This window comes from Mesorhizobium tianshanense (genome assembly GCF_007830515.1).
Lineage (GTDB): Bacteria > Pseudomonadota > Alphaproteobacteria > Rhizobiales > Rhizobiaceae > Mesorhizobium > Mesorhizobium tianshanense.
Window position 1 is genome coordinate 1 of record NZ_VLKT01000040.1, and the last position, 22,097, is coordinate 22,097.

At 62.2% G+C, this 22,097-nt stretch carries 16 protein-coding genes and 1 tRNA gene; 8 read left to right on the forward strand and 9 right to left on the reverse strand.

Annotated elements, in window-relative coordinates; all coding sequences use genetic code 11:
- Window positions 1-56 precede the first annotated feature (56 nt).
- The 3 genes from IQ26_RS26830 to cpdR form a co-directional block, all read right to left on the reverse strand.
- Entirely contained in the window at window positions 57-1,310 is a 1,254-nt protein-coding gene (locus IQ26_RS26830; protein ID WP_145721398.1) for a site-specific integrase, read from the reverse strand.
- Window positions 1,311-1,374: 64 nt separating this feature from the next.
- Window positions 1,375-1,449 (reverse strand) — tRNA-Val (locus tag IQ26_RS26835).
- Between the two features lie 115 nt (window positions 1,450-1,564).
- Window positions 1,565-1,927, reverse strand: a complete 363-nt coding sequence (cpdR, locus tag IQ26_RS26840; RefSeq protein WP_006199474.1) for a cell cycle two-component system response regulator CpdR — start codon at window positions 1,925-1,927, stop codon at window positions 1,565-1,567.
- Between the two features lie 163 nt (window positions 1,928-2,090).
- On the opposite strand from cpdR, the gene IQ26_RS26845 reads away from it, so the two are divergent.
- The 3 genes from IQ26_RS26845 (at window position 2,091) to IQ26_RS26855 (ending at window position 4,853) form a co-directional block, all read left to right on the forward strand.
- The gene (locus IQ26_RS26845; protein WP_145721399.1) at window positions 2,091-3,032 is read left to right on the forward strand and encodes an N-formylglutamate amidohydrolase; all 942 of its coding nucleotides are present in this window, start codon (window positions 2,091-2,093) and stop codon (window positions 3,030-3,032) included.
- A 431-nt stretch (window positions 3,033-3,463) separates the two neighbouring features.
- Complete coding sequence (gene hisN / locus IQ26_RS26850; protein ID WP_145721400.1) at window positions 3,464-4,237, forward strand: histidinol-phosphatase; 774 nt, start codon at window positions 3,464-3,466, stop codon at window positions 4,235-4,237.
- A gap of 85 nt (window positions 4,238-4,322) precedes the next feature.
- Window positions 4,323-4,853 carry a DUF1579 domain-containing protein gene (locus tag IQ26_RS26855; protein ID WP_145721401.1) on the forward strand — a complete coding sequence of 177 codons (531 nt, stop codon included), beginning with the start codon at window positions 4,323-4,325 and terminating at the stop codon, window positions 4,851-4,853.
- An 88-nt stretch (window positions 4,854-4,941) separates the two neighbouring features.
- Here the strand turns inward: IQ26_RS26855 and IQ26_RS26860 are convergent, their stop codons facing one another.
- Complete coding sequence (locus tag IQ26_RS26860; RefSeq protein WP_145721402.1) at window positions 4,942-5,916, reverse strand: alpha/beta fold hydrolase; 975 nt, start codon at window positions 5,914-5,916, stop codon at window positions 4,942-4,944.
- 570 nt (window positions 5,917-6,486) lie between these two features.
- On the opposite strand from IQ26_RS26860, the gene IQ26_RS26865 reads away from it, so the two are divergent.
- Window positions 6,487-6,954, forward strand: a complete 468-nt coding sequence (locus IQ26_RS26865; protein ID WP_145721403.1) for an Hsp20 family protein — start codon at window positions 6,487-6,489, stop codon at window positions 6,952-6,954.
- A 97-nt stretch (window positions 6,955-7,051) separates the two neighbouring features.
- Here IQ26_RS26865 and IQ26_RS26870 read toward each other — a convergent pair whose 3' ends face one another.
- The gene (locus IQ26_RS26870) at window positions 7,052-8,104 is read right to left on the reverse strand and encodes a threonine aldolase family protein (RefSeq protein ID WP_145721404.1); all 1,053 of its coding nucleotides are present in this window, start codon (window positions 8,102-8,104) and stop codon (window positions 7,052-7,054) included.
- Window positions 8,105-8,582: 478 nt separating this feature from the next.
- On the opposite strand from IQ26_RS26870, the gene gltB reads away from it, so the two are divergent.
- Together gltB and IQ26_RS26880 are read left to right on the forward strand one after the other, a co-directional pair.
- Complete coding sequence (gene gltB, locus IQ26_RS26875) at window positions 8,583-13,319, forward strand: glutamate synthase large subunit (RefSeq protein WP_145721405.1); 4,737 nt, start codon at window positions 8,583-8,585, stop codon at window positions 13,317-13,319.
- A 144-nt stretch (window positions 13,320-13,463) separates the two neighbouring features.
- Complete coding sequence (locus tag IQ26_RS26880) at window positions 13,464-14,918, forward strand: glutamate synthase subunit beta (protein ID WP_145721406.1); 1,455 nt, start codon at window positions 13,464-13,466, stop codon at window positions 14,916-14,918.
- A 68-nt stretch (window positions 14,919-14,986) separates the two neighbouring features.
- Here IQ26_RS26880 and IQ26_RS26885 read toward each other — a convergent pair whose 3' ends face one another.
- Entirely contained in the window at window positions 14,987-16,210 is a 1,224-nt protein-coding gene (locus IQ26_RS26885) for an SGNH/GDSL hydrolase family protein (protein ID WP_145721407.1), read from the reverse strand.
- Window positions 16,211-16,257: 47 nt separating this feature from the next.
- Complete coding sequence (locus IQ26_RS26890) at window positions 16,258-17,484, reverse strand: lytic murein transglycosylase (protein ID WP_145721408.1); 1,227 nt, start codon at window positions 17,482-17,484, stop codon at window positions 16,258-16,260.
- Window positions 17,485-17,684: 200 nt separating this feature from the next.
- Between IQ26_RS26890 and galU the strand changes: the two genes are divergently transcribed.
- On the forward strand, window positions 17,685-18,599 hold the full coding sequence (gene galU, locus IQ26_RS26895; protein ID WP_208760223.1) for a UTP--glucose-1-phosphate uridylyltransferase GalU: 915 nt from the start codon (window positions 17,685-17,687) through the stop codon (window positions 18,597-18,599).
- Between the two features lie 79 nt (window positions 18,600-18,678).
- Here galU and IQ26_RS26900 read toward each other — a convergent pair whose 3' ends face one another.
- The gene (locus IQ26_RS26900) at window positions 18,679-20,421 is read right to left on the reverse strand and encodes an outer membrane beta-barrel protein (protein ID WP_145721410.1); all 1,743 of its coding nucleotides are present in this window, start codon (window positions 20,419-20,421) and stop codon (window positions 18,679-18,681) included.
- A gap of 151 nt (window positions 20,422-20,572) precedes the next feature.
- On the opposite strand from IQ26_RS26900, the gene IQ26_RS26905 reads away from it, so the two are divergent.
- Window positions 20,573-21,574 (forward strand): KpsF/GutQ family sugar-phosphate isomerase, encoded by a 1,002-nt coding sequence (locus tag IQ26_RS26905; protein WP_145721411.1) that lies wholly within the window; start codon window positions 20,573-20,575, stop codon window positions 21,572-21,574.
- Between the two features lie 53 nt (window positions 21,575-21,627).
- On the opposite strand, the gene IQ26_RS26910 is transcribed toward IQ26_RS26905, so the two are convergent.
- Window positions 21,628-22,092: an NfeD family protein gene (locus IQ26_RS26910; RefSeq protein ID WP_145721412.1), complete on the reverse strand. Its 465-nt coding sequence runs from the start codon at window positions 22,090-22,092 to the stop codon at window positions 21,628-21,630.
- Window positions 22,093-22,097 lie beyond the last annotated feature (5 nt).

Sequence of the window (22,097 nt, forward strand, 5' to 3'; positions counted from 1 at the left end):
CGAAGCCGAGGAACGCTACTATGCCATGCTGGAAGAACCAGCCATGGCCGCGTGACTCAAACGAAACGGCCTCCGGAAAACCCGGCGCGGTTCAGTTTGTCTTCACCCTCATCATTCAGATCGAAGCACCAAACCCCTTCATGCAGCTTCACATCATCGACTGTAAGCTGGCAAACCTCGTTCAGCCTTGCACCTGTATAGATCGCGATAAGCGATGCCCACTTGTGCGCCTCTTTGGGCTTTCCCTCTGGGTGTTCGCTCAGTAGAGCTGCTTCAATCGTCCGTATCTGGTCGTGGCTGAAAGCCTGCCTTTTTCCGGCCTTCCGCTTGTTCTCGCGGATGAGAGATTTAGCAAAGTGATTGTCATCCACCAGCTTGGCATCCAGTGCCCAAGCGAACATGCGGCTGTAGGTTTGAAGATAGAAGTTTACCGTACGCACGTTGAGCTTGTCAGGGAGGTCCATCGCTAGTACGTCGTCTAGGGCCTTCCCACGTGTCCTGGGGTTCTTGTTCAAATTCCTTGGTAAGCGAAGCAGCGTATCCTTAATTGAGTGAGCGTGGTCAGCCGTGACGTTGTGCACATCCGTACCCTCGCCAACGAACGCAAGCAGGAAATCAAGATGTTGTCGGTTCTGATCTTCCGACCGCTTAACCCAACGTCCTACTCGTATTTCCTCTGCGGTGTATTTCTCGGCGACCTGCCGCAATGAGGTTGGAGCCCTGGTCCTTAGTCTCGTCGGTGCCGGCGTCTGTCTCTCGCTGTGGAAGTCATATCGACTTAGTGCGCCGTTCTCTTTCAGCACCGTTTCACAGTAGTCGCGATAAGCCTTTTGAAGCTCAACGCCGAACTGGTCGTACTTTGCAGTTCCGGGCTGTAGCGACAGGCTGTAGTGTTCGATGAAGCGACCTAGAAGCTCGGTATCGTCCTTGACCAGGCTTAGCGAATTTTGTCCCATGGCCGCGCCTGCAGCCACGCTTAGACCTGTTTGAAAGGCGGCAACGTCCGACTCACTTAACGGGCCATCTTCCTGCATTGTCTGCTTGCGTGATGCGAGCAGCCCCGAGAAGTGCCGATGCAGCAGGTCACGTATCTCTTGGTATTGCATACCGTGCTTGGCTCCTTGCCGCTCAACGAGTGGTGCGACGTAGCCGAGATAACGAGATAGGCGCAAGGCTGACTTCGGATCACGGGTGCGAAGAGAGACCTTGACGCTAGATGCTTGGCCCTTCGGATGTAGCTCCCTCGTCAATGGCCACCGAAAATAGAACACGCCGTTGCGAGAGAGAGAAAGATATGTCGGCTGGCGCACGAATGTTCCCCTTGGGTGTTCCACCGCAAGATCGTGCAGGCTAACCTAATGACTTTAAACCGAATGGTGGGCGTGACAGGGATTGAACCTGTGACCCCTGCAATGTCAATGCAGTGCTCTCCCGCTGAGCTACACGCCCATCCGAAGCCGCGCATACACCATTTTTGCTCCGGCGCGTCAATAGCAGGAAAAGGGAAAGAAAGGCTCGCCTTGTCGCAGCGCTGAAGGTGCGCCGGAGGCCTGCCAGAATCGGCTCAGGCTGCCTGCAGCATCTTTTCGACCTCGTTGACGAGATCGCGCAGATGGAATGGCTTCGACAGCACCTTGGCGTCTTTCGGCGCCTTGGAGTCCGGATTGAGCGCAACGGCGGCGAAGCCGGTGATGAACATGACCTTGAGGTCGGGATCGATCTCGGTGGCGCGGCGGGCGAGTTCTATGCCGTCCATTTCCGGCATGACGATATCGGTCAACAGCAGCGAGAAAGGCTCCTCGCGCAGCCGCTCATAGGCGCTGGCGCCATTGTCGAAATCGCTGACCTGGTAGCCGGCACGCTCCAGCGCCTTGACGAGGAACCGGCGCATATCGTCGTCGTCTTCCGCCAGTAGAATGCGTGCCATTTTATCCCGTCCGAATCACCCACCCGAGACTGCCGTGGGGCAAACCCGTTAACCATCCTGTATATGAGGAGGTGACGGTAAACATCAAGTGAACGATGAAGAGCCCGATCCGTATTTAACGAAGCGGTCCGGGCGCCGAAATGCTGGACATGCGGCTGGTGAGGTGGCACTTTCCAACGATGATGCATTCGTATTTTCGGGTTCGTTCAAATTGAAAACGGCAGCCGAGGATTTTTCGGTCGTTCCACCCTTCGAAATCCGGTCGGGCGCCGAACAGCGCGTCCCCTTCCTCTTCAACTCGCCACATAGCGGCCGCCACTATCCGGACCGGTTTCTGGCCATGGCAAGGCTGGACCGAAACGCCATCCGCCGGTCCGAGGATTGCTACGTCGACGAATTGTTCGGCGGGGCCGTTGCGCTCGGCGCGCCGATGCTGGCGGCAAACTTTCCGCGCGCCTATCTCGACGTCAACCGGGAGCCTTGGGAACTCGACCCGCGCATGTTCGCCGAACCCGTGCCGTCCTTCTGCAATATCCGCTCGGCGCGCGTGGCCGGCGGACTTGGCACCGTGCCCAAGCTGGTGGGAGAGGGACTCGACATCTATTCCGGCCGCTTGCCGCTGGCGGAAGCCATCGCGCGTATCGAGGCTGTCTACAAGCCTTATCACGAGACGCTGAAAAGGCTTTTGACCAGGACCCATGCGCGGTTCGGCTTTGCCGTGCTGATCGATTGCCACTCAATGCCGGCGAGCATCAGAGTCGGCGACAGCGGTCTCAGGCCTGACTTCATCATCGGCGACCGGTTCGGCATGTCCGCCTCGGCAGCGTTGACCGAGACGGCGATCGGCCTGCTCATCGGCATGGGCTATACCGTCGCCCATAACAAGCCCTATGCCGGAGGCTTCATCACCGAGCATTATGGCCGCCCGGTGCGCCATCTCCATGCACTGCAGATCGAGGTCAATCGCGGGCTTTACATGAACGAGCGGACGTTCCAGAAATCCGCCGGCTTCGATGCGCTCGCCGATGACCTTGCACATTTCGCGGCCGACCTGATGGCGATGCCCCATCAGGATTTCATCGATCTGCCGCTTGCCGCAGAATGACGCCAAAAAGCGGAATCGATTTGGAAGGGGTCTGCGCCGAAGGGATCCTGGGGCGAAGTCGCCAGACATGAACTCTTGCGCCGGATAAAGGCGTCGCCGTGCGGGTCGCAAAAGGCGCACCGTCCGCTGAATATCGCGCCGAAAAAAAGACCGCATCGTTTGCACGACACGGTCGAAGTCTAGGGAGGAAACGCCCAAGGAGGGCATGAACAGGAAAACCTGTCCGAGAACAAAACTATTGTGCGCTGCACAAATGTCAAGGCGCCGGCAGACGTTTTTAATTCACTCTGATGTGGAAATTGCATTTCGAGGGCGCCAGCGTTGCATTTCAGCAACAGTTGCCGCGGCGCAAAAGTTTCCGCGCGCCCTTGTTTTGGCGGAAAACCACAGGCAAACGACTGTCTCAGCACGCTGCAACGCGGGAGAATCAGGTGGACATCAGCATCGATTTCATGCGGCGCATTGCACATGCCGCCGCGGCCGAAACCTTGCCGCGCTTTCGCAGCCAAGGCGCGGTCGCCAACAAGGAGCAAGGCAGCTTCGACCCGGTCACCGAGGCCGACCGCGAGGCCGAGCGGGCCATCCGGGCGCTCATATCGGCGAAGTATCCCGATCACGGTATCCTCGGCGAGGAGCATGGCAGCGAGAACATTTCCAGCAGGCATATCTGGGTGATCGATCCGATCGACGGCACGCGCGCCTTCATTTCGGGCCTGCCGGTGTGGGGAACACTGGTCGGGCTGACGGTCGACGGCGATGCCGTTGCCGGCATGATGTCGCAGCCGTTCACCGGCGAGCTTTTCTACGCCAACGCTTCCGGCGCCCACTACGAAGGTCCAGGCGGGCCGCGAAGGCTGACGACACGCAAGACGACGAGCCTCGCCGAGGCGACGCTGTTCACCACCACGCCGGCGCTGTTCAAGGGAGACGCTCGCCTACGCTACGACCTGTTCGAGCAGCAGGTCCAACTCGCCCGTTACGGCACCGACTGCTACGCTTTCGCCATGGTCGCGGCGGGAAGCGTCGACATCGTCGCCGACCCCGGATTGAAACCCTACGACATCGTCGCGCTGATCCCGATCATCGAAAAGGCTGGCGGCGTCATCACCACTTTCGAAGGCGGACCGGCGGAAAAGGGCGGCGACATCCTGGCCGCGGCGACGCCGGAGCTTCATGCCGCCGCGATGGCCGCGCTGCGCGGCTGACCCACAGCCCCGGGATTGTCCATCCCTCCTGACAGGATGACTTCAGTAGACCTGTGCTAGGGAGGTGATGTCACCGGGGGGATTCATGCCGACGCAGTCAACGACCAGCCGTTCCGAGGATGCTCCGGCCGACGGCCGGGCCGACTTCGATTTCTTCCACGGATGCTGGAACGTCAGCCATCGAAGGTTGCGGAAGCGCCTGCAAGGCGACACGAACTGGGAGGTGTTTGGGGGGACATGCGACGTGCGCCCGATCCTTGGTGGTCTCGGCAATGTCGACGATAACGTCATCGAACTACCCGGCGGCGCCTATCGCGCCGCCACGCTGCGGACGTTCGATCCGGCGGCGAGACAATGGTCGATCTGGTGGATCGACGGCCGCAATCCGTCGACAATGGATGTCCCGATGCGTGGCACCTTCGAGGCTGAGGTCGGCACGTTCCTGTGCGAAGACGTCTTCGACGGCCGCACGATCCAGGTTCGCTTCCTCTGGTCGCGGATCACTGAAAACTCGGCGCGTTGGGAGCAGGCTTTTTCACCGGATGGCGGCAAGAGCTGGGAAACCAACTGGATCATGGATTTCGCCCGGCAAGCCGAGTCAACGGCCAGCGCATGACCCAACCATGCCGAAACACGGGATAACGACATGTATAGGAACAAGAACTTAAAGCGCGGCGCGTGGTTCCTTTCGGATGTGACGCGCCTTAGGCCGTGTCGTCGCTTCCGGGGATGAAGGCATCGAAGGCGGCAAGGAACTGCTCGCGATAGATGTCGGCTTCCTGCAAAATTTCATGGCGTGCGCCATCGATCGTCAGCAGCGAGCCGAGACGCAGACGTCTGGCATAGGCTTCCACGGCCTTGGTCGAGACGACCTGATCGGCGCCGGCGGCGATCACCAGCAAGGGGATCCGGATCCTGGCCATGAAGTCGGGATCGCTGATGGTTACCGACGCTTCCGCGGCTGCTTTCAGCCAGCGGATCGTCGGGCCGCCGAGCGCCAGTTGCGGATAGGTCTCGTAGATCAGCGTGTTGCGCCGATACCGTTCCGGATCTGATGTCACCTTGTTGGTGGCAAAGAGTGCGGGCTCCTTCGGCCGTGGCCCCCAGGCGGCATAAAGCCGGCCAAGGCCCAGGAAACAGAACAGCGAACAGAGGCGGCGAACGGTCTTTATCGAGACCGGCAGGTCGGGCACGGTCAAGAACGGCGCGATCAGCACCATGCGGCGCACGCGGTTCACCATCGAGGGCGCGGCAAGCAGCGTAATCACCGCCCCTGCCGAATGGGCCAATATGTAATACGGCCCCCGGCAGTCGGGCAGCACGATCTCCTCGAAGAACTGTTCCAGGTCGCTGGTGTAGTCGAAGAAGCTTCGGACATAGCCGCGCTGGGGGTCGCCGATCAGCCGGTCGGAACCGCCCTGGCCACGCCAGTCGAGGGTCGCAACGCCGAGGCCGCGGTCGGCAAGATTGCGGATGGTCTCGAAATATTTCTCGATGCACTCGTTGCGGCCGGTGAGGACGACCACGGTGCCCTTCATCGGGCGGGTAACGGCGGGAAAGAGGCCGTAGCGGATCTTCTTGCCGTCACGCGTGGTGAAGAAACCGCCGGCCGCATTTTCCGGTGACGGATTGCCCGGAATTTCGTGGAAGAGGGGAACTTCGTGGAGGAGATCCGTCATTCGGTACTTCGTTTTCGTGTGTCATTGCCGGTATTGGGGCCTGTGTTGGGGCCGGCATTGAGGCCTGCATCGGATGCAAGCAAGGGCATGGTGATAGACGCCCATGCACCAAAAGCAAAGGAGTTCCGGGTGGATGGAGCGCAGGCAACGAGCAAGGCCGGAAGCAGCTTGCGACTGCTTCCGGCCTCTGTCGATCCGGGAGGAAGGGACGTTACACCCGGTCGGCCTCGTCGCGGCACCTCGCGCATGACCCCGAAAATCGGACCCGATTTTCGTTGGGGATCATGCGCAATCAAAGTGTTACAGCGTCCCTTGCGCGCCCGGCGGACGTGCGGCGCCGTAACCGCCGCCTGTTGCTTGATCCTGGAAACAGTCTAGCGCCGCCAAGCTGAACGTCCGCCGAAGCCCCGGTTCATCTGCCGTTCATCGAGAAATCTTGAAATGCTTTCGGCTACTCCCCAAATGTTGAGTGCGGCCGCCAATGTCGGGGCCGCTGGCCCATCCGGAACGCCGTCACGGGTTTCGCAGCGGCCATACGCAAACCTTGTTGCTCAACAGGAGAACACATCCATGCGTCACGTTGATTTTTCCCCGCTCTATCGTTCGACCGTCGGTTTCGACCGGCTCTTCACCATGCTCGATTCGCTTGCGCAGCCCGACGGCGCGCAGACCTATCCGCCCTACAATATCGAGCGCACCGGCGAGGATGCCTATCGCATCTCGATGGCGATCGCCGGCTTCTCGGAAGACGAGATTTCGATCGAAGCCCACCGCAATGTGCTGACCGTCAAGGGTGAGCGCAAGGAAGAGGGCAATGGCGAAGGCTCCGAACTGCTTTATCGCGGTATCGCTTCGCGCGCCTTCGAGCGCCGCTTTCAGCTTGCCGACCATGTCGACGTCGTCGGCGCCACGCTGAAGAACGGCCTGCTCTTCGTCGACCTCAAGCGGAACATTCCCGAGGAGCTGAAGCCCCGCAAGATCGCGATCACCGCGTCTTCGGCGAAGGCCAAGCAGATCGAGGCCAAGAACGCCGCGTAAGCTGCGTAACCAAAACGGTCTCCACAGAGACTAAGGGCGGCGCCAAGCGCCGCCCTTTTTATTGGTGGCCGCCCTTTTTATTGGTGGACGAGTGCCGCTACCCGGCGATCAGGTTGCCGAAACTGTCGATGTCTTCGCCTGTGGTGGCAAAGCTGGTGACGAAACGGTAGAGCGCCTCGTCCTCGCCTATATGGCCTTCAAAGCCATGCGGCTTGTGCCAGTCATAGAAGGCCGCGCCGGCCACTTGCGCTCTTCCAGCCTCTGCCTTTTTCATCACCGCGAAGACCTCGTTGGCTTGCGGCAGCCAGGCCAGACGCGCCGACGGGGAATCCTCGATCGCTGCCGCAAGGCGCGCGGCCATGGCGTTGGCGTGCCGAGCCGTGTCGAGCCATAAGCCCTCCTTGAAATAGGCTTCGAACTGCGCAGCGACGAAGCGCGATTTCGAGAATAATTGCGCCGCGCGCTTGCGCAGGAAGGCCAGTTCCCCGGCGCGGTCGAGATCGAACAGCACGATAGCCTCGGCGCACCAGCAGCCGTTCTTGGTGCCGCCGAAGGAGAGGATGTCGATGCCGCGCTTCCAGGTCATCTCCGCCGGCGTTGTGTCGAGCGCGACCAGCGCATTGGCGAAGCGGGCGCCATCCATGTGCAGCGGCAGTTTGTGATGCTTGGTGACCTCGGAAATCCTGGCGATTTCGTTCAGCGTATAGATGGTGCCGACCTCCGTCGACTGGGTGATCGACACCGCCATCGGGCGCCCGGAATGGACGATTTCAGGCGCGAACCGGCCCACTGCCCTTTCCAGCTTGTTCGGATCGATCTTGCCCAGCGCACCGTCGACGGCGTAAAGCCGTGAGCCGCCGGTAAAGTACTCCGGCGCGCCGCATTCATCCTCGATGACATGCGATTCTCGATGGCAGAAGGAAATGCCGCCGGGCTTGTTATAGGTGGTCAGCGACAGCGAATTGGCAGCAGTGCCAGTCGCCACGAAAAACACCGCGACCTCGCGCTCGAAGGTTTCGTTGAAGCGCTGGTAGACGGCCTGGTCGAGGGCGCCGTCGCCATAGGCGGTGGAAAAGCCGCCGGCATGGGCTGACAGGCCCGCGGCGATATCGGGATGGGCGCCTGCCCAATTGTCGGAAGCGAAGATCATGCGTTTGCCTGTTCTGGGAAAGTCGATGCAACCTTGGCCGCTTTCGCATGCCGCTCGCAAGTGCCAAGCGCCGGAAAAGCGGTAAAGCCAGAGAGAGGCGAGGACAGAGACAAGCGACCGAAGGTTACGTTTTGGCATAGCCGTGCGTAATTTTCTGTCGCCGAATGCCCAAGATTGTTGTGAATCGGTCTTGTGCGCATCCGCAATTTCTGTCATAAAAATTTAGGACAGTAGTGCTGTCTTATTTTGTCGCGCAAAACAGGCTGGATTGGCGTATCATCGGGCCTCTCCGGCTGTTGCCGCGAGCGACAGGTAGACAGTCTGGCTCTGGCCTGTACGATTGCCGGATGCGAACCATGTGGAAAGCCACCTGGTTCGGCAAGGATTTCGCAAGACGTGCCGCAAGGATGAGAGGGAAGCCCATGCGCTTCCCGATGGAAACCAGCGCCCCTAAGGGCTGGGAATGGAGGATAGGACGATGACGGACATGACGCCATCTGCGATGAACGGCCCGGCCGCGCAGACGAAAGCGCCAGCCGTCAAAAATCCGTCCCTGACCAATATTGGGCGAACCGATGCCGGTTTCGCCGCGCAAGGCCTTTACGATCCGCGCAACGAGCACGACGCCTGCGGCGTCGGCTTCATCGTCAACATGAAGGGCGTGAAGTCGCACCAGATAGTCCAGGACGGTCTCGCCGTGCTCGAAAACCTGACGCATCGCGGCGCCGTCGGCGCCGATCCGCTCGTAGGCGATGGCGCCGGCGTTCTGGTGCGGCTTCCAGACCGTTTTTTCCGCGAGGAAATGGCAGCCCAGGGCATCGACCTGCCGCCGGCGGGTCAGTACGGCGTCGGACACTGGTTCATGCCGCAGGACGCTACGCTTCGCGCCCATATCGAGGACATCATCGCCGAATCGGCTCAGTCCGAGGGGCTTCCGTTGATCGGTTTCCGTGACGTTCCCGTCGACAATTCGTCCCTGTCGAAGGCTCCGGACATCGTGGCATCCGAGCCGTTCCATCGGCAGGTCTTCATCGGCCGCACGGCAGACATTACCGACGACGAGGAGTATGAGGCCAGGCTTTATTTGCTGCGCAAGGTCATATCGGGCCGTATCTACGCTGAGAACGACAACAAGGACATCGGTTCCTATTGCGTGTCGCTGTCGGCGCGCACCATCGTCTACAAGGGCATGTTCCTGGCCTATCAGGTCGGGGCCTACTACAAGGACCTGATCGATCCGCGTTTCGAGACGGCGCTGATCCTCGTCCACCAGCGCTTTTCGACCAACACGTTCCCGTCGTGGAAGCTGGCGCATCCCTATCGCATGGTCGCCCACAATGGCGAGATCAACACCGTGCGCGGCAACAACAACTGGATGGCGGCGCGACAGGCGTCCGTCGACTCCGAGCTGTTCGGCAACAATATCTCGAAGCTTTGGCCGATTTCCTACGACGGCCAATCCGACACCGCGTGCTTCGACAATGCGCTCGAATTCCTGTTTCAGGGCGGGTACAGCCTCAGCCACGCCATGATGATGCTGATCCCGGAAGCCTGGGCCGGCAACAAGCTCATGGATGCCGATCGCAAAGCTTTCTATGAGTATCATGCCGCGCTGATGGAACCTTGGGACGGGCCGGCGGCGGTCGTCTTCACCGATGGCCGCCAGATCGGTGCGACGCTCGACCGCAACGGGCTGCGCCCGGCGCGCTACATCGTCACCGACGACGACCGCGTTATCATGGCCTCCGAGGCCGGCGTGCTGCCGGTTCCGGAGGAGCGGATCGTCAAGAAGTGGCGGCTGCAGCCCGGTCGCATGCTTTTGATCGACCTGGAGAAGGGCCGCATCATCTCCGACGAGGAGATCAAGTCGGAGATCGCGACCAGGCACCCCTACAAGAACTGGCTCGCCAACACGCAGTTGATCCTCGAAGACCTGAAGCCGGTCGAACCGCGTGCGCTGCGCAAGGATGTCAGCCTGCTCGATCGCCAGCAGGCTTTCGGCTACACCCAGGAAGATACCAAGCTCTTGATGTCGCCGATGGCGACCACCGGCCAGGAAGCCGTGGGATCGATGGGCACCGACACGCCGATTTCGGCGATGTCGGACAGATCGAAGCTGCTCTACACCTATTTCAAGCAGAACTTCGCCCAGGTCACCAACCCGCCGATCGACCCGATCCGCGAGGAGCTGGTGATGAGCCTGGTGTCCTTCATCGGGCCGCGGCCCAACATCTTCGACCTCGTCGGCAATTCGCGCCGCAAGCGGCTTGAAGTGCGCCAACCGATCCTGACCAATGGCGATCTCGAAAAGATCCGCTCGATCGGCCACACCGAGGACCGTTTCGACACCAAGACGATCGACATCACCTATGGCTCGAACGAGGGCGCCGCCGGCATGCAAGGCGCCATCGACCGGCTGTGTGAGCGCTCGGAAGCGGCGGTCGCCGGCGGCTACAACATCATCATCCTGTCCGACCGTCAGCTCGGGCCGGATCGTATCGCCATACCGGCGCTGCTGGCGACGGCGGCCGTCCACCACCATCTGATCCGCAAGGGACTGCGCACCTCCGTCGGTCTGGTCGTGGAGTCCGGCGAACCGCGCGAGGTGCATCATTTCTGCTGTCTTGCCGGCTACGGCGCCGAGGCGATCAATCCTTACCTGGCCTTCGACACATTGCTCGACATGCACAAGCGTGGTGAGCTGCCGGCGGAGGTCGACGCCTATGAAGTCGTCACCCGCTACATCAAGTCGATCGGCAAGGGTATCCTCAAGGTGATGTCCAAGATGGGCATCTCAACCTACCAGTCCTATTGCGGCGCGCAGATCTTCGACGCGATCGGGCTGAAGTCGGATTTCGTGCAGCAGTATTTCACCGGCACCGCAACGCTGATCGAAGGTGTCGGGCTGGACGAGATCGCGACCGAGACAGTCAGCCGCCACACCGACGGCTTCGGCGACGACCCGGTGCTGCGCAACAGCCTCGAGGTGGGCGGTGAATATATGTTCCGCATGCGCGGCGAGGCGCATATATGGTCGCCCGATGCTGTCGCCACCCTGCAGCACGCCGTGCGCCAGGGCTCATGGGACACCTTCAAGGACTATTCCGCCCAGATCGACAGCGAGACGGCGCGGGCGCAGACCATTCGCGGCCTGTTCAAGATCAGGCTCGCGGAAGAAACCGGGCGCAAGAAAGTCGCGCTCGACGAGGTCATGCCGGCGGCCGATATCGTCAAGCGGTTCTCGACCGGAGCGATGTCCTTCGGCTCGATCTCCAGGGAAGCGCACACGACGCTTGCGCGTGCCATGAACGCCATCGGCGGCAAGTCGAACACCGGCGAGGGCGGCGAAGAGGCCGACCGCTACCTGCCGCTGCCGGGTGGCGGCAAGAACCCCGAGCGTTCGGCGATCAAGCAGGTCGCCTCCGGGCGATTCGGCGTGACGGCGGAATATCTGGTCAACTCCGACATGATGCAGATCAAGGTCGCGCAAGGCGCAAAGCCCGGCGAGGGCGGTCAGCTGCCCGGCCACAAGGTCGACGCCACCATCGCTAAGGTCAGGCACTCGACGCCGGGCGTCGGCCTGATCTCGCCTCCGCCGCACCATGACATCTATTCGATCGAGGATCTGGCGCAGCTCATCTACGATTTGAAGAACGTCAATCCGGCGGCGGATGTCTCGGTCAAGCTGGTCTCCGAGGTCGGTGTCGGCACGGTTGCGGCCGGCGTTGCCAAGGCGCGCGCCGACCACATCACCATCTCCGGCTATGACGGGGGCACGGGGGCCTCGCCGCTGACCTCGCTCAAGCATGCCGGCAGCCCATGGGAAATGGGCCTTGCCGAGACGCATCAGACGCTGGTGCTCAACGGCCTCAGGTCGCGCGTGGCGCTGCAGGTCGATGGCGGCCTTCGCACCGGCCGCGACGTCGTCATCGGTGCGCTGCTCGGCGCCGACGAATTCGGCTTCTCGACCGCGCCGCTGATCGCGGCCGGCTGCATCATGATGCGCAAATGCCATCTCAACACCTGCCCGGTCGGCGTCGCGACGCAGGACCCGGTATTGCGCAAGCGCTTCAAGGGCACGCCCGAACACGTCATCAACTTCTTCTTCTATGTGGCGGAAGAGGTCCGGGCATTGCTCGCCGAGATGGGCTGCACCCATCTCGACCAGATCATCGGCGACACCGATCTCCTGGAAAAGCGGGCGCTGATCCAGCACTGGAAGGCGAACGGGCTCGATTTCAGCAAGATGTTCTTCAAGCCGGACGCCCCGCACAAGGCGGTGCGCTGGACCGAGCGGCAGAAGCATCCGATCGACGACGTGCTCGACCGCAAGCTGATCGAGCTCGCCAAACCGGCCCTCGAAGCCAGACAGCCGGTCAGCATCGAGCTGCCGATCCGCAATGTCGACCGTTCGACGGGCGCCATGCTGTCTGGCGAAGTGGCAAAGCGCTTCAAGCACAAGGGCCTGCGCGAGGACACGATCTCGGTGAAGCTCACCGGCACCGCCGGCCAGTCCTTCGGCGCCTTCCTGGCGCGCGGGATCTCGTTCGAACTCATCGGCGCCGGCAACGACTATGTCGGCAAGGGCCTGTCGGGCGGCCGCATCGTCATCCGTCCGCCGGAAGAGGCCAAGATCGTCGCGGCCGAGTCCATTATCGTCGGCAACACCGTGCTTTACGGCGCAACCGAGGGCGAGGCCTATTTCTGCGGCGTCGCCGGCGAGCGTTTTGCCGTGCGCAACTCCGGCGTCGCCGCCGTCGTCGAGGGTGTCGGCGACCACGGCTGCGAATACATGACCGGCGGCATCGTCGTGGTCATCGGCCAGACCGGCCGCAACTTCGCCGCCGGCATGTCGGGCGGCGTCGCCTATGTGCTCGACGAGAAGGGTGATTTCGCCGAGCGCTGCAACATGGCGATGGTCGAGCTGGAACCCGTTCCGGAAGAGGACGACCTGATGGAAAAACTGCTTCATCATGGTGGCGACCTCGATCACAAAGGCCGCGTCGACGTGTCCGGCGACATGACCAGCCACGACGAGGAGCGGCTCTATCAGTTGATCTCGAACCACGTCCACTACACTGGTTCGGTACGGGGCCGCGAGATCCTCGACAACTGGGCGACTTTCCGGCCGAAATTCCGGAAGATCATGCCGGTCGAATACCGTCGCGCGCTGATCGAGATGGAACGCATGCGCATGGGCGTGGCGGCGGAATAGGCTTTGGGAGTTGCCGGGAAGCCAGGCTTCCCGGTCGACGCCTTCATCAACAATCCTGGCCTCGGACTGAAGGTTGCCATGGCTGCCTTATGAGGCTAACGGGTGCGTCGTCGAGCGCGCCATCTGGACAGCAGGGACTGGACTATGGGCAAGGTAACAGGGTTTCTCGAAATCGACCGGCAGGTGCACAAGTACCAGCCGGCTTCCGACCGCATCCGGCATTTCCGCGAATTCACGCTGCCGATGTCGGACAAGGAGGTCGAGAAACAGGCCGCGCGCTGCATGGATTGCGGTATTCCGTACTGTCACGGGCCGACCGGCTGCCCGGTCCACAACCAGATCCCGGACTGGAACGACCTCGTCTACAATGGCGACTGGGACAATGCGATCCGCAACCTGCATTCGACCAACAATTTCCCGGAATTCACTGGCCGCATCTGTCCAGCACCTTGCGAGGAAGCCTGCACGCTGAACCTCGAGGACATTCCGGTTGCCATCAAGACGATCGAACAGGCGATCGCCGACAAGGCCTATGAAACCGGTCACATCCGGCCCTATCCGCCGGAAAAGAAGACCGGCAAGCGCGTCGCGGTCATCGGCTCGGGGCCGGCCGGCATGGCGGCCGCCCAGCAGCTTGGCCGGGCCGGCCACGACGTCCACGTCTATGAGCGCGAGAGCCGGCCGGGCGGGCTGATGCGTTACGGCATCCCCGACTTCAAGATCGAGAAGCACTATATCGATCGGCGTATCGAGCAGATGCAGGGCGAGGGCGTGAGCTTCCATTGCGGCGTCAATGTCGGCGTCGACAAGCCGGTGGCGGAGCTGCTCGCTGAATACGATGCGGTGCTCTATTGCGGCGGTTCGGAAACGCCGCGCCCGGCCAACATTCCCGGCGACGATCTCGACGGCGTGCATGACGCGATGCCCTATCTGGTACAGCAGAACAAGCGCATCGGTGGCGAGCCGATCCAGTCGGTGGCGTGGCCCTCGCCGCCGATCGTCGCCGGCGGCCAGCATGTCGTCGTCGTCGGCGGCGGCGACACCGCATCCGATTGCGTTGGCACCGCGTTCCGCCAGGGCGCCGTGCGTGTCACCCAGCTCGACATCCGGCCGCAGCCGCCGGAAAAGGAAGACAAGCTCACGGTCTGGCCCTACTGGGCAACGAAGATGCGCACCTCGTCCTCGCAAGCCGAAGGCGCCGAGCGCGAATTCCAGGTGGCGACGCTCGAATTCATCGGCGAGGATGGCCAGTTGACCGGCGTCAAATGCTGCGAGGTCGATGAAAAGCGCAAGCCGATCGCCGGCACGGAATTCGTCATCCGCGCGGATCTCGCCTTCATTGCCATCGGCTTTGCCGGACCGGCAATCGTTGGGCCGGTGTCGGAACTGGACGGCCAGATGAAGACCGCCATCGACAGCCGCCGCTCGAAGAACGTCGAAGCCAACGACCGCGACTACAAGACCAGCGTCGAAAAGCTCTATGCGGCGGGCGATGTGCGCCGCGGCCAGTCGCTGGTCGTCTGGGCGATCCGCGAGGGCCGGCAGGCGGCGTGTTCGATCGACGAGGCGCTGATGGGATCGACCGTCTTGCCGCGATGAGTCCGTTGCGAAACTCTCGCAGCGATCGTAAGGCGCTTTCTGCCTTTCGGTGCCTGGCCTGGGACAGGTTATGGACTGATCGCCGTGGTCGCTTCGGTTGCAGCTGCCGCCGCTGATTGCGGCCTGGGCGGCCAGGAAAAATCGTCAGCGCGGCCGGGCGATGCATCGGACGCCTTGCCTTCGACGATGAGCTTTTCGCCGGGCAAATTCCTGTCCGCCTTTGCCGGCGGGGCGGCGCCGAGAAGTTCCGACCCGCCATCGAGCGCCGGATCGCCGAGCAGCATCGGTACGGTGCGATCGACGGCGATAGGCGCGGCCGGCGCCTCGACGGGAGCGCCCGCTGGCGCATAGGCTGCCGCTGTGCCCGTGGGCGCAGTTATTCCCAGGATTTTCAGCAAGGGTTTTTCGGCATAGAAGGCGAGCTTGCGTTTGCCGGCTTTCGACACATAGATGCCGTCGTCGGTGCGCAGGCGCACCGGCTGGCCGTTGATATCAGGGCCGCTGGTGACGAAGGCGCCATCCTCGTCGACGAACCCGTCCCAGATGTCGACGAATTCGCCCCCATGAGTTTCGGCCGCCGAGCGGTAGATGTCGTTGAAAGCCAGCATGTCGGAGGTCATCTTCGGCGCCTTGAATGCCGGCATGCCGACCCACAGATAGGGCACTTTGGCCGATGCAATGGCTTTGCCGAACGCTTCGGTCCGACGTTCGTATTCCTTGGTCCAGGCTTCGGATCGCGGCTGTTCGCGCTCGTCGTTCACGCGCATTTGCTGCCGATCGTTGGAGCCCATCATGACGATCACGGCCGCGGGTTTTTCGGTCTCGATCAGCGACTTGATCTCTTCGGGCCAGTTGTAGAAATCGTCACGCACGAATCCGGACGAACCGTTGCTGCGAGCGACGATCCTGACGCTGGTGCTTTCGGCAAAAGCGATATCCAGACCTTCGGCGAGGCCGCTCGCCATGAAATCGCCGACAACCAGGACGGTGCGGGCGTCCGGCGCCTTCTCGACTATCGGGGTTGTCGGCTCAGCCGGCCGGCGCGGCGCGGCGCGCGACTTTCTTGCCTTTGCCTTCGGCGGCCTAGCCCTCTGGATCTCTCGCGGCGGCTCCACCCGCTCGTATCGGCGCGGAAACAACAGGTCGCGCAGCGACCAGCCCCGCCTTTGTTCTTCCTGCGCCACGGCCGGCGTGTGAAAGGCGGCGGCAGTGCTGACGGCCAAAACGGCAACGGCCAGAATCAGGATCGGCACGCGGCGAAGGATCACCCGGATACGCGCAGCCGAAACCAATCTCCCTCTCCATTCCTTGAGCGGCTCTCGGCCTGCCCCTATGAGGGCTAATTCTGCCTGAGCGACTTGAGCACTTCCATGCTCGGATGTCCGTCCTGGGTCAAGCCGGCCTTCGCCTGGAAGGCCTTGATGGCGGCTTTCGATCCCTCGCCGATCTTGCCGTCGAACTTGCCGTCATAGTAGCCGTACTGGGAAAGCCGCTGCTGAAGCTCCTGCCTCTCCTCGAAGGTGAGCTTCGTGAAAGGCCGCTTCCAGTCCTGCACAAGGCCACCGTAGCCGGCGATTTCGTCGGCAAGAAGGCCAACGGCAAGCGCGTATTTGTCGGCATTGTTGTAGCGCTTGATGACCGAGAAATTCTTGATCATCAGGAAGGCTGGGCCGCCGCGGCCGCCCGGCACCTTCAGCGTGGCTTTCTCCGCACCATTCTTGAACGGCTTGCCGTTGACGCGCGTGACACCCAGCGCTTGCCATTGCGACAGTGATTTCGAACCCGCCGGGAACTTCCTTCCCTCGGGAAGGCTGACTTCATAGCCCCAGGTCTTGCCGGCCTGCCAGCCGTTCTTTCTGAGCAGGTTGGCGGCCGTTGCCAACGCATCGGGGATCGAATTCCAGATGTCGCGCCTGCCGTCGCCGTCCATGTCGACTGCATAGGCCTGATAGCTGGTGGGAATGAATTGGGTATGGCCCATGGCGCCGGCCCATGAGCCGCTGAGGTGGCTTTTGTCGATGTCGCCCCTTTGCAGGATCTTCAGCGCCGCGATCAACTGGGTGCGGGCGAATTTCGATCGTCTCGGGTCGGCATAGCCAAGCGTTGCCAGCGAACGCACGACGTTGCGCATGACGTCGTCGCGCTTGAGGATTTCGCCGTAGTTCGATTCCATTGACCAGATGGCCAGCAGGATGTAGCGGTCGACGCCGTACTTGGCTTCGATCCTGTCCAGCCACGGCTTCCACTTCCTGGCCATCTGCCGGCCGACGGCGACCGACTCGTCATGGACGCGGTTGTCGAAATAGTCCCAGGCGGGCGCGGTGAATTCGGGTTGATAACGCGCCTTTTCCAGCACCACCGGGTCGGCATCGCTGATGCCCTTGAATGCTTGGTCGTAAACGGCGCCGGAAACGCCGTTCTGCACCGCGGTGGCGCGGAAACTCACCACCCATTGCCGGAAACCGGCGTCAGCAAAGGCAGATCCGGTGGGCATCAGCAAGGCCAGCGAAAGGCTGGCGGCCGCAACGACGCTTGTGAAGCGCTTTGCGGCATTGCGAACGGACATCTTTTCCTCCTTATTGATCACAGGAAGATCATTCATCGCCGAACCCGGTTAGCATTTAGTTTACCATAGGTGCCGTTGGGAACGAAAAGACGCGTTCGTGCTTTACGCACTACGGAAGTTTCTGACCTGTCGTTCCATAATCTTCGATTCCGGCGAAAATGTCTCGTAACGGGATTGCCGAACAGTCTTACAAGCGGATAATTGACAGCATGAAGAGAGTTCGCAAGGCAGTTTTCCCGGTTGCCGGCCTTGGTACGCGGTTTCTCCCGGCCACCAAGGCCATACCCAAGGAAATGTTGACCGTCGTCGACAGGCCAGTCATCCAATACGTGGTCGACGAGGCACGCGAAGCCGGCATCGAGCACTTCATCTTCGTGACCGGCCGCAACAAGGCGGTCATCGAGGACCATTTCGACGTCCAGTTCGAACTCTATGACACGCTCGCCCAGCGCGGCAAGGACGACGAACTCGCCCGCCTGCAACGGCTGCAACCCTCGCCGGGGCAGACCAGCTTCACGCGTCAGCAGGTGCCGCTTGGCCTTGGCCATGCCGTCTGGTGCGCCCGCGAGCTCGTCGGCGACGAGCCCTTCGCGCTGCTTTTGCCCGACATGATCATGCAGTCGGAGAAAAGCTGCATGAAGGGCATGGTCGAGCTTTATGCGGAGACCGGCAACAACATCATCTCGGTCCAGGAATGCGACCCCGCCGAGGCCCATAAATACGGCATCGTCGGCCGCGGCGAAGATACGCATCACGGCTTCCGCATCACCGGCATGGTGGAGAAGCCGAAGACCGGCACGGCACCCTCAAATCTCTACATCAACGGACGCTACATCCTGCAGCCGGAGATATTCAAAATCCTCGAGGATCAGGAAAAGGGTGCCGGCAACGAAATCCAGCTCACCGATGCGATGCTGAAGCTGAAGCAGCAGCAGCCGTTCTATGGGTACAATTACCGCGGACGCACGTTCGATTGCGGCTCTCCGGAAGGTTTTGTCGAGGCCAATGTCGCTTTCGCGCTGTGGCGCAAGGACGTGAACGGGAACATGGCAGGCGTCATCCGCAAGCTTCTCGACGAGCTCCAGCCCTCGGAGCAGCAGGGCGCGGCGGTTTAGGATCTATGTATTCAGGGAATGCAGGCCTTGAGCACAATCTCAAGCGATTGTCCTGCACCCAAGCCTTCGACGGCTTGCTTTACCGCTGCAGCGTCACCCCGACGAAGATGCTGTGGGCCGTGTAGTCGCGGCCTTCCAGGTTGCTGGTCTGTTTTTCGGTTCTGGCGCGCGTGGTCAGTCCGGTATACCGGTTCAGCCACCATGTCAGCCCGGCCTCGGCGCTCAGCGTCAGATCATGGCCGTCGGACCCGATGTAATCGCGCCAGTCCACGCCCAAAGCCGCGTTCCCGGTCAGGTTGGCGCGGATTTCCCGCTCGCCGGTGAGGCGACCGGAATAAAGGATGTCGCCGCTTTGTCCAGCGGTCGTCGTGCCCTCGACGGTCGTCTGTCCGGTGAGGCCGATCGTGGTGCCGCGTTCCGGCGACCATTTGAGGTCGGCGTTCACCGTGGCGCCTGAAATCGCCGGCAGTCGGTCGTCGTCGATCGCCTCCCGCAGCCAGCCGGCCGAGAACTCGCCGGCAAGCTTCTCGCCGAGGTCGAGTTCGGCGCCGGCCCGAACGCCAAGCCGCGTCGAGGATCGTTCGAAACCATTGGAGTCGACACGCAAATCATAGACCCGGCGGCCGATTTCGACCTCGGTGAAGGGGGTGATGGCGGGAGAAATCTCATAGCCGGTGCGCAAGGTGGCGGTATAAAGCGTCGAGTCGCGCTCCTTCTGCGACAGCGATCCGCCCATCGAAAGCTCGGCGTCGCCATAGATGTCGCGTGCGACCGCGCCGATCAGGGCAAAGCGCATCTTGCCGGCATCCTTCTCGACGGCGAGGCTGCCGTTGATGGTCTGGCGCACCGGCTGCTCGACGGTGCCTTCGATGACGACCGGCGACGAAGCCGATTCCGGCGCCGCCTCGTAACCGAGCCTGGCGATGGCGCGCAGATCGTTGTCGAGGTCGACATTGAGCGTGCCCTCGACACGGCCCCGCGCCTCCTGAATCTCGTCGCCCGATATGGTCTTGAGAAAGGTGCCGTAACCGTCGATGACAGCTGAATTTTCTCGCCAGTCTGAGATGGCATTGAAGCGCAGCGTCGTTTCCGACAGCAGGGCCGGCTTGCCCTCGCTGCTTATATCGGCATTCGACGACGCCGTCAGACCTTGCTCGAACGTCGGCCTGATCACGAAGGAGCCCAGCTTGACGCCGGTTGCGGCGAACGGGTCGTCCTCGGTCCTCTTGTCCCGACCTTCGATGGCTTCGGTGCGCTCGGCGCCCGGATCGAGCTCTTGCCTGTCAGCGGAATCGATGGTCACGGCACGACGATTGATGGCGTCCTGGTCCGTCTCGGCGGTGTCCGTGTCATCCGCCGTGGGTAAAGTCGTGGCGGCATTTTTTTTCTCGACGGCGTCGACCTCGTCTTGATCGGCCGTGCGTTGCCTCGCGCTCGCTGGACGGCGCCGCGGGACGGGAGCGGGGGTGTCGGCGAACGGATCGTCGGCGGCTTCCGGCGGATCGAAGATGCTGCCGGTCGCGGGCGAGGTGTCGTCATCCAGTCCGGCGCCCGGGCTGGCCGGCTGATAGGCGGGTGCCGGCGCATTGCCCTGGGTGGTTGCGCCTGCCTGTGCCGTCTGATCCTGAGCCATGCTCAATTGCCTGGTCTTACGCTGCTGGTCGTCCAGAATTGCCGATTCCGAAACCTCGCCGCGCAGCTCGGTTACCTGGGCGTAGGGCTGCGCTGGCCGCAGCACGGCGAAGACGCTCGTCGCCAGCAGCAAGGCGCAGACCGCCTTGCCGTTTCGCCTTCCGTTCTTTTCAGGCTGGGCCCCGGACATCGCCACCACTGCTTGCGCGGCGCACGCGCGCCATACTTACCGAACCGTAAATGGGGATGGTTAACGGAGGGTTGAGGCGGCCGCTTGTCAGCCCTTGCCGGTTGGCAATTCCGTTGGACAGGCGCGCGGCAAAGCGCTAATCGCATCAGCCATGCATGCGGAATCCCCAGACAGGAAGCGGCCCGACGGGCAGGCTTCGATCGCCTCGGCGCTCAGAACGGTAGCGACCGAGCAGGCCGGTATCGCGGCGCTGGCGGCCGCGCTCGAAAACGGATTGACCGAGCCTTTCGCGCACGCCGTCGAGATGGTGTCGCAGATCAAGGGCCGCGTCATCGTCACCGGCGTCGGCAAGAGCGGCCATATCGGCTCGAAGATCGCCGCGACGCTCGCTTCGACGGGTACGCCGGCTTTCTTCGTCCATCCTGCCGAAGCCAATCATGGCGACCTCGGCATGATCGCCAGGGACGACGCCATCATCGCCATGTCGTGGTCAGGCGAGAGCCTGGAGCTCAAGGGCATCATCGCCTATTCCAGGCGCTTCTCGATCCCGCTGATCGCGATCACCGCCGGGGAGAAATCGGCGCTGGCGCGCGAGGCCGATGTGGTGCTTTTGCTGCCGCGCGCGCCGGAAGCCTGCCCGCATGGCCTGGCGCCGACGACATCGACGCTGCTGCAGCTGGTGATCGGCGATGCGCTGGCCATCGCGCTGCTCGAAGCGCGCGGCTTCACGCCGGATCATTTCCGCACCTTCCATCCGGGCGGGCAGCTTGGCGCCAATCTGACCCAGATCCGCGACATCATGCATGTCGGCGACAGGCTGCCGCTGGTGCCTTCCGGCACCGGAATGCGCGAGGCGATCCTCGAATTGTCGCGCAAGGGGTTTGGCTGCGTGGCGATCACCGCCGCGGACGGTGCGCTGATCGGCATCATCACCGACGGCGACATCAGGCGCCACATCGGCAGCAATCTTCTGGCGATGAGCGTCGATCAGGTCATGACCAAGGAGCCGAAGACGGCCGGGCCGGACACGCTGGTGGCGACGGCGCTGCAGACGATCAACACCTCAGCCATCACCAGTCTGATGGTGGTCGAGGGCAGACGGCCGATCGGACTTGTCCATCTGCACGACCTGCTGAGGATCGGCGCCGCCTGACGAACCTCAGGTTCTGTTTGAAAGTCACCCCGCCAGGATGGGGTGGACCAGTCCTAAACCGCCTCGACCGTCAGTTCCAGATCGGTATCGGCCGCGCTCGTGACGCGCACCTGCGTGCCGGCCGGCAGATCGGGGCCGGAGACGCGCCATATCGTGTCGCCGAGCTTTATACGGCCGCGCCCGTCCTTGATCGGCTCGGCAAGCGTCGCCATTCTGCCGATCATTTGTGCGCCGCGGCGGTTGAGCAGCGGCTGGTCGGTCGGGTCATGGCGTCCACCCGCCAATCTCTTGCCGACATAGGTTGAAACCAGCGACATCGCGAGGAAGGCGAGAACCTGAACCTGCCAGGTCCAGAAACCTGCATCCCAGATGAGCAGGGAGACTGCACCGATCAGCAGCGCGGCGATGCCGATCCACAGCATGAAGATGCCCGGCGCGATGACTTCCATGACGAGGAGAACGAAGCCGAGAACCATCCAAGTCCAAGGGCCGAGTTCGGAAATGATGCGGTCGAACATGGGGT

Coding starts and splice junctions, on each gene's coding strand:
- IQ26_RS26900 (WP_145721410.1), bottom strand. CDS start 20,421: ATGTCCGGGGCCCAGCCTGAAAAGAACGGAAGGCGAAACGGCAAGGCG.
- IQ26_RS26860 (WP_145721402.1), bottom strand. CDS start 5,916: ATGACGGATCTCCTCCACGAAGTTCCCCTCTTCCACGAAATTCCGGGC.
- IQ26_RS26910 (WP_145721412.1), bottom strand. CDS start 22,092: ATGTTCGACCGCATCATTTCCGAACTCGGCCCTTGGACTTGGATGGTT.
- IQ26_RS26865 (WP_145721403.1), top strand. CDS start 6,487: ATGCGTCACGTTGATTTTTCCCCGCTCTATCGTTCGACCGTCGGTTTC.
- IQ26_RS26880 (WP_145721406.1), top strand. CDS start 13,464: ATGGGCAAGGTAACAGGGTTTCTCGAAATCGACCGGCAGGTGCACAAG.
- cpdR (WP_006199474.1), bottom strand. CDS start 1,927: ATGGCACGCATTCTACTGGCGGAAGACGACGACGATATGCGCCGGTTC.
- IQ26_RS26890 (WP_145721408.1), bottom strand. CDS start 17,484: ATGTCCGTTCGCAATGCCGCAAAGCGCTTCACAAGCGTCGTTGCGGCC.
- IQ26_RS26870 (WP_145721404.1), bottom strand. CDS start 8,104: ATGATCTTCGCTTCCGACAATTGGGCAGGCGCCCATCCCGATATCGCC.
- IQ26_RS26905 (WP_145721411.1), top strand. CDS start 20,573: ATGCATGCGGAATCCCCAGACAGGAAGCGGCCCGACGGGCAGGCTTCG.
- gltB (WP_145721405.1), top strand. CDS start 8,583: ATGACGGACATGACGCCATCTGCGATGAACGGCCCGGCCGCGCAGACG.
- IQ26_RS26855 (WP_145721401.1), top strand. CDS start 4,323: ATGCCGACGCAGTCAACGACCAGCCGTTCCGAGGATGCTCCGGCCGAC.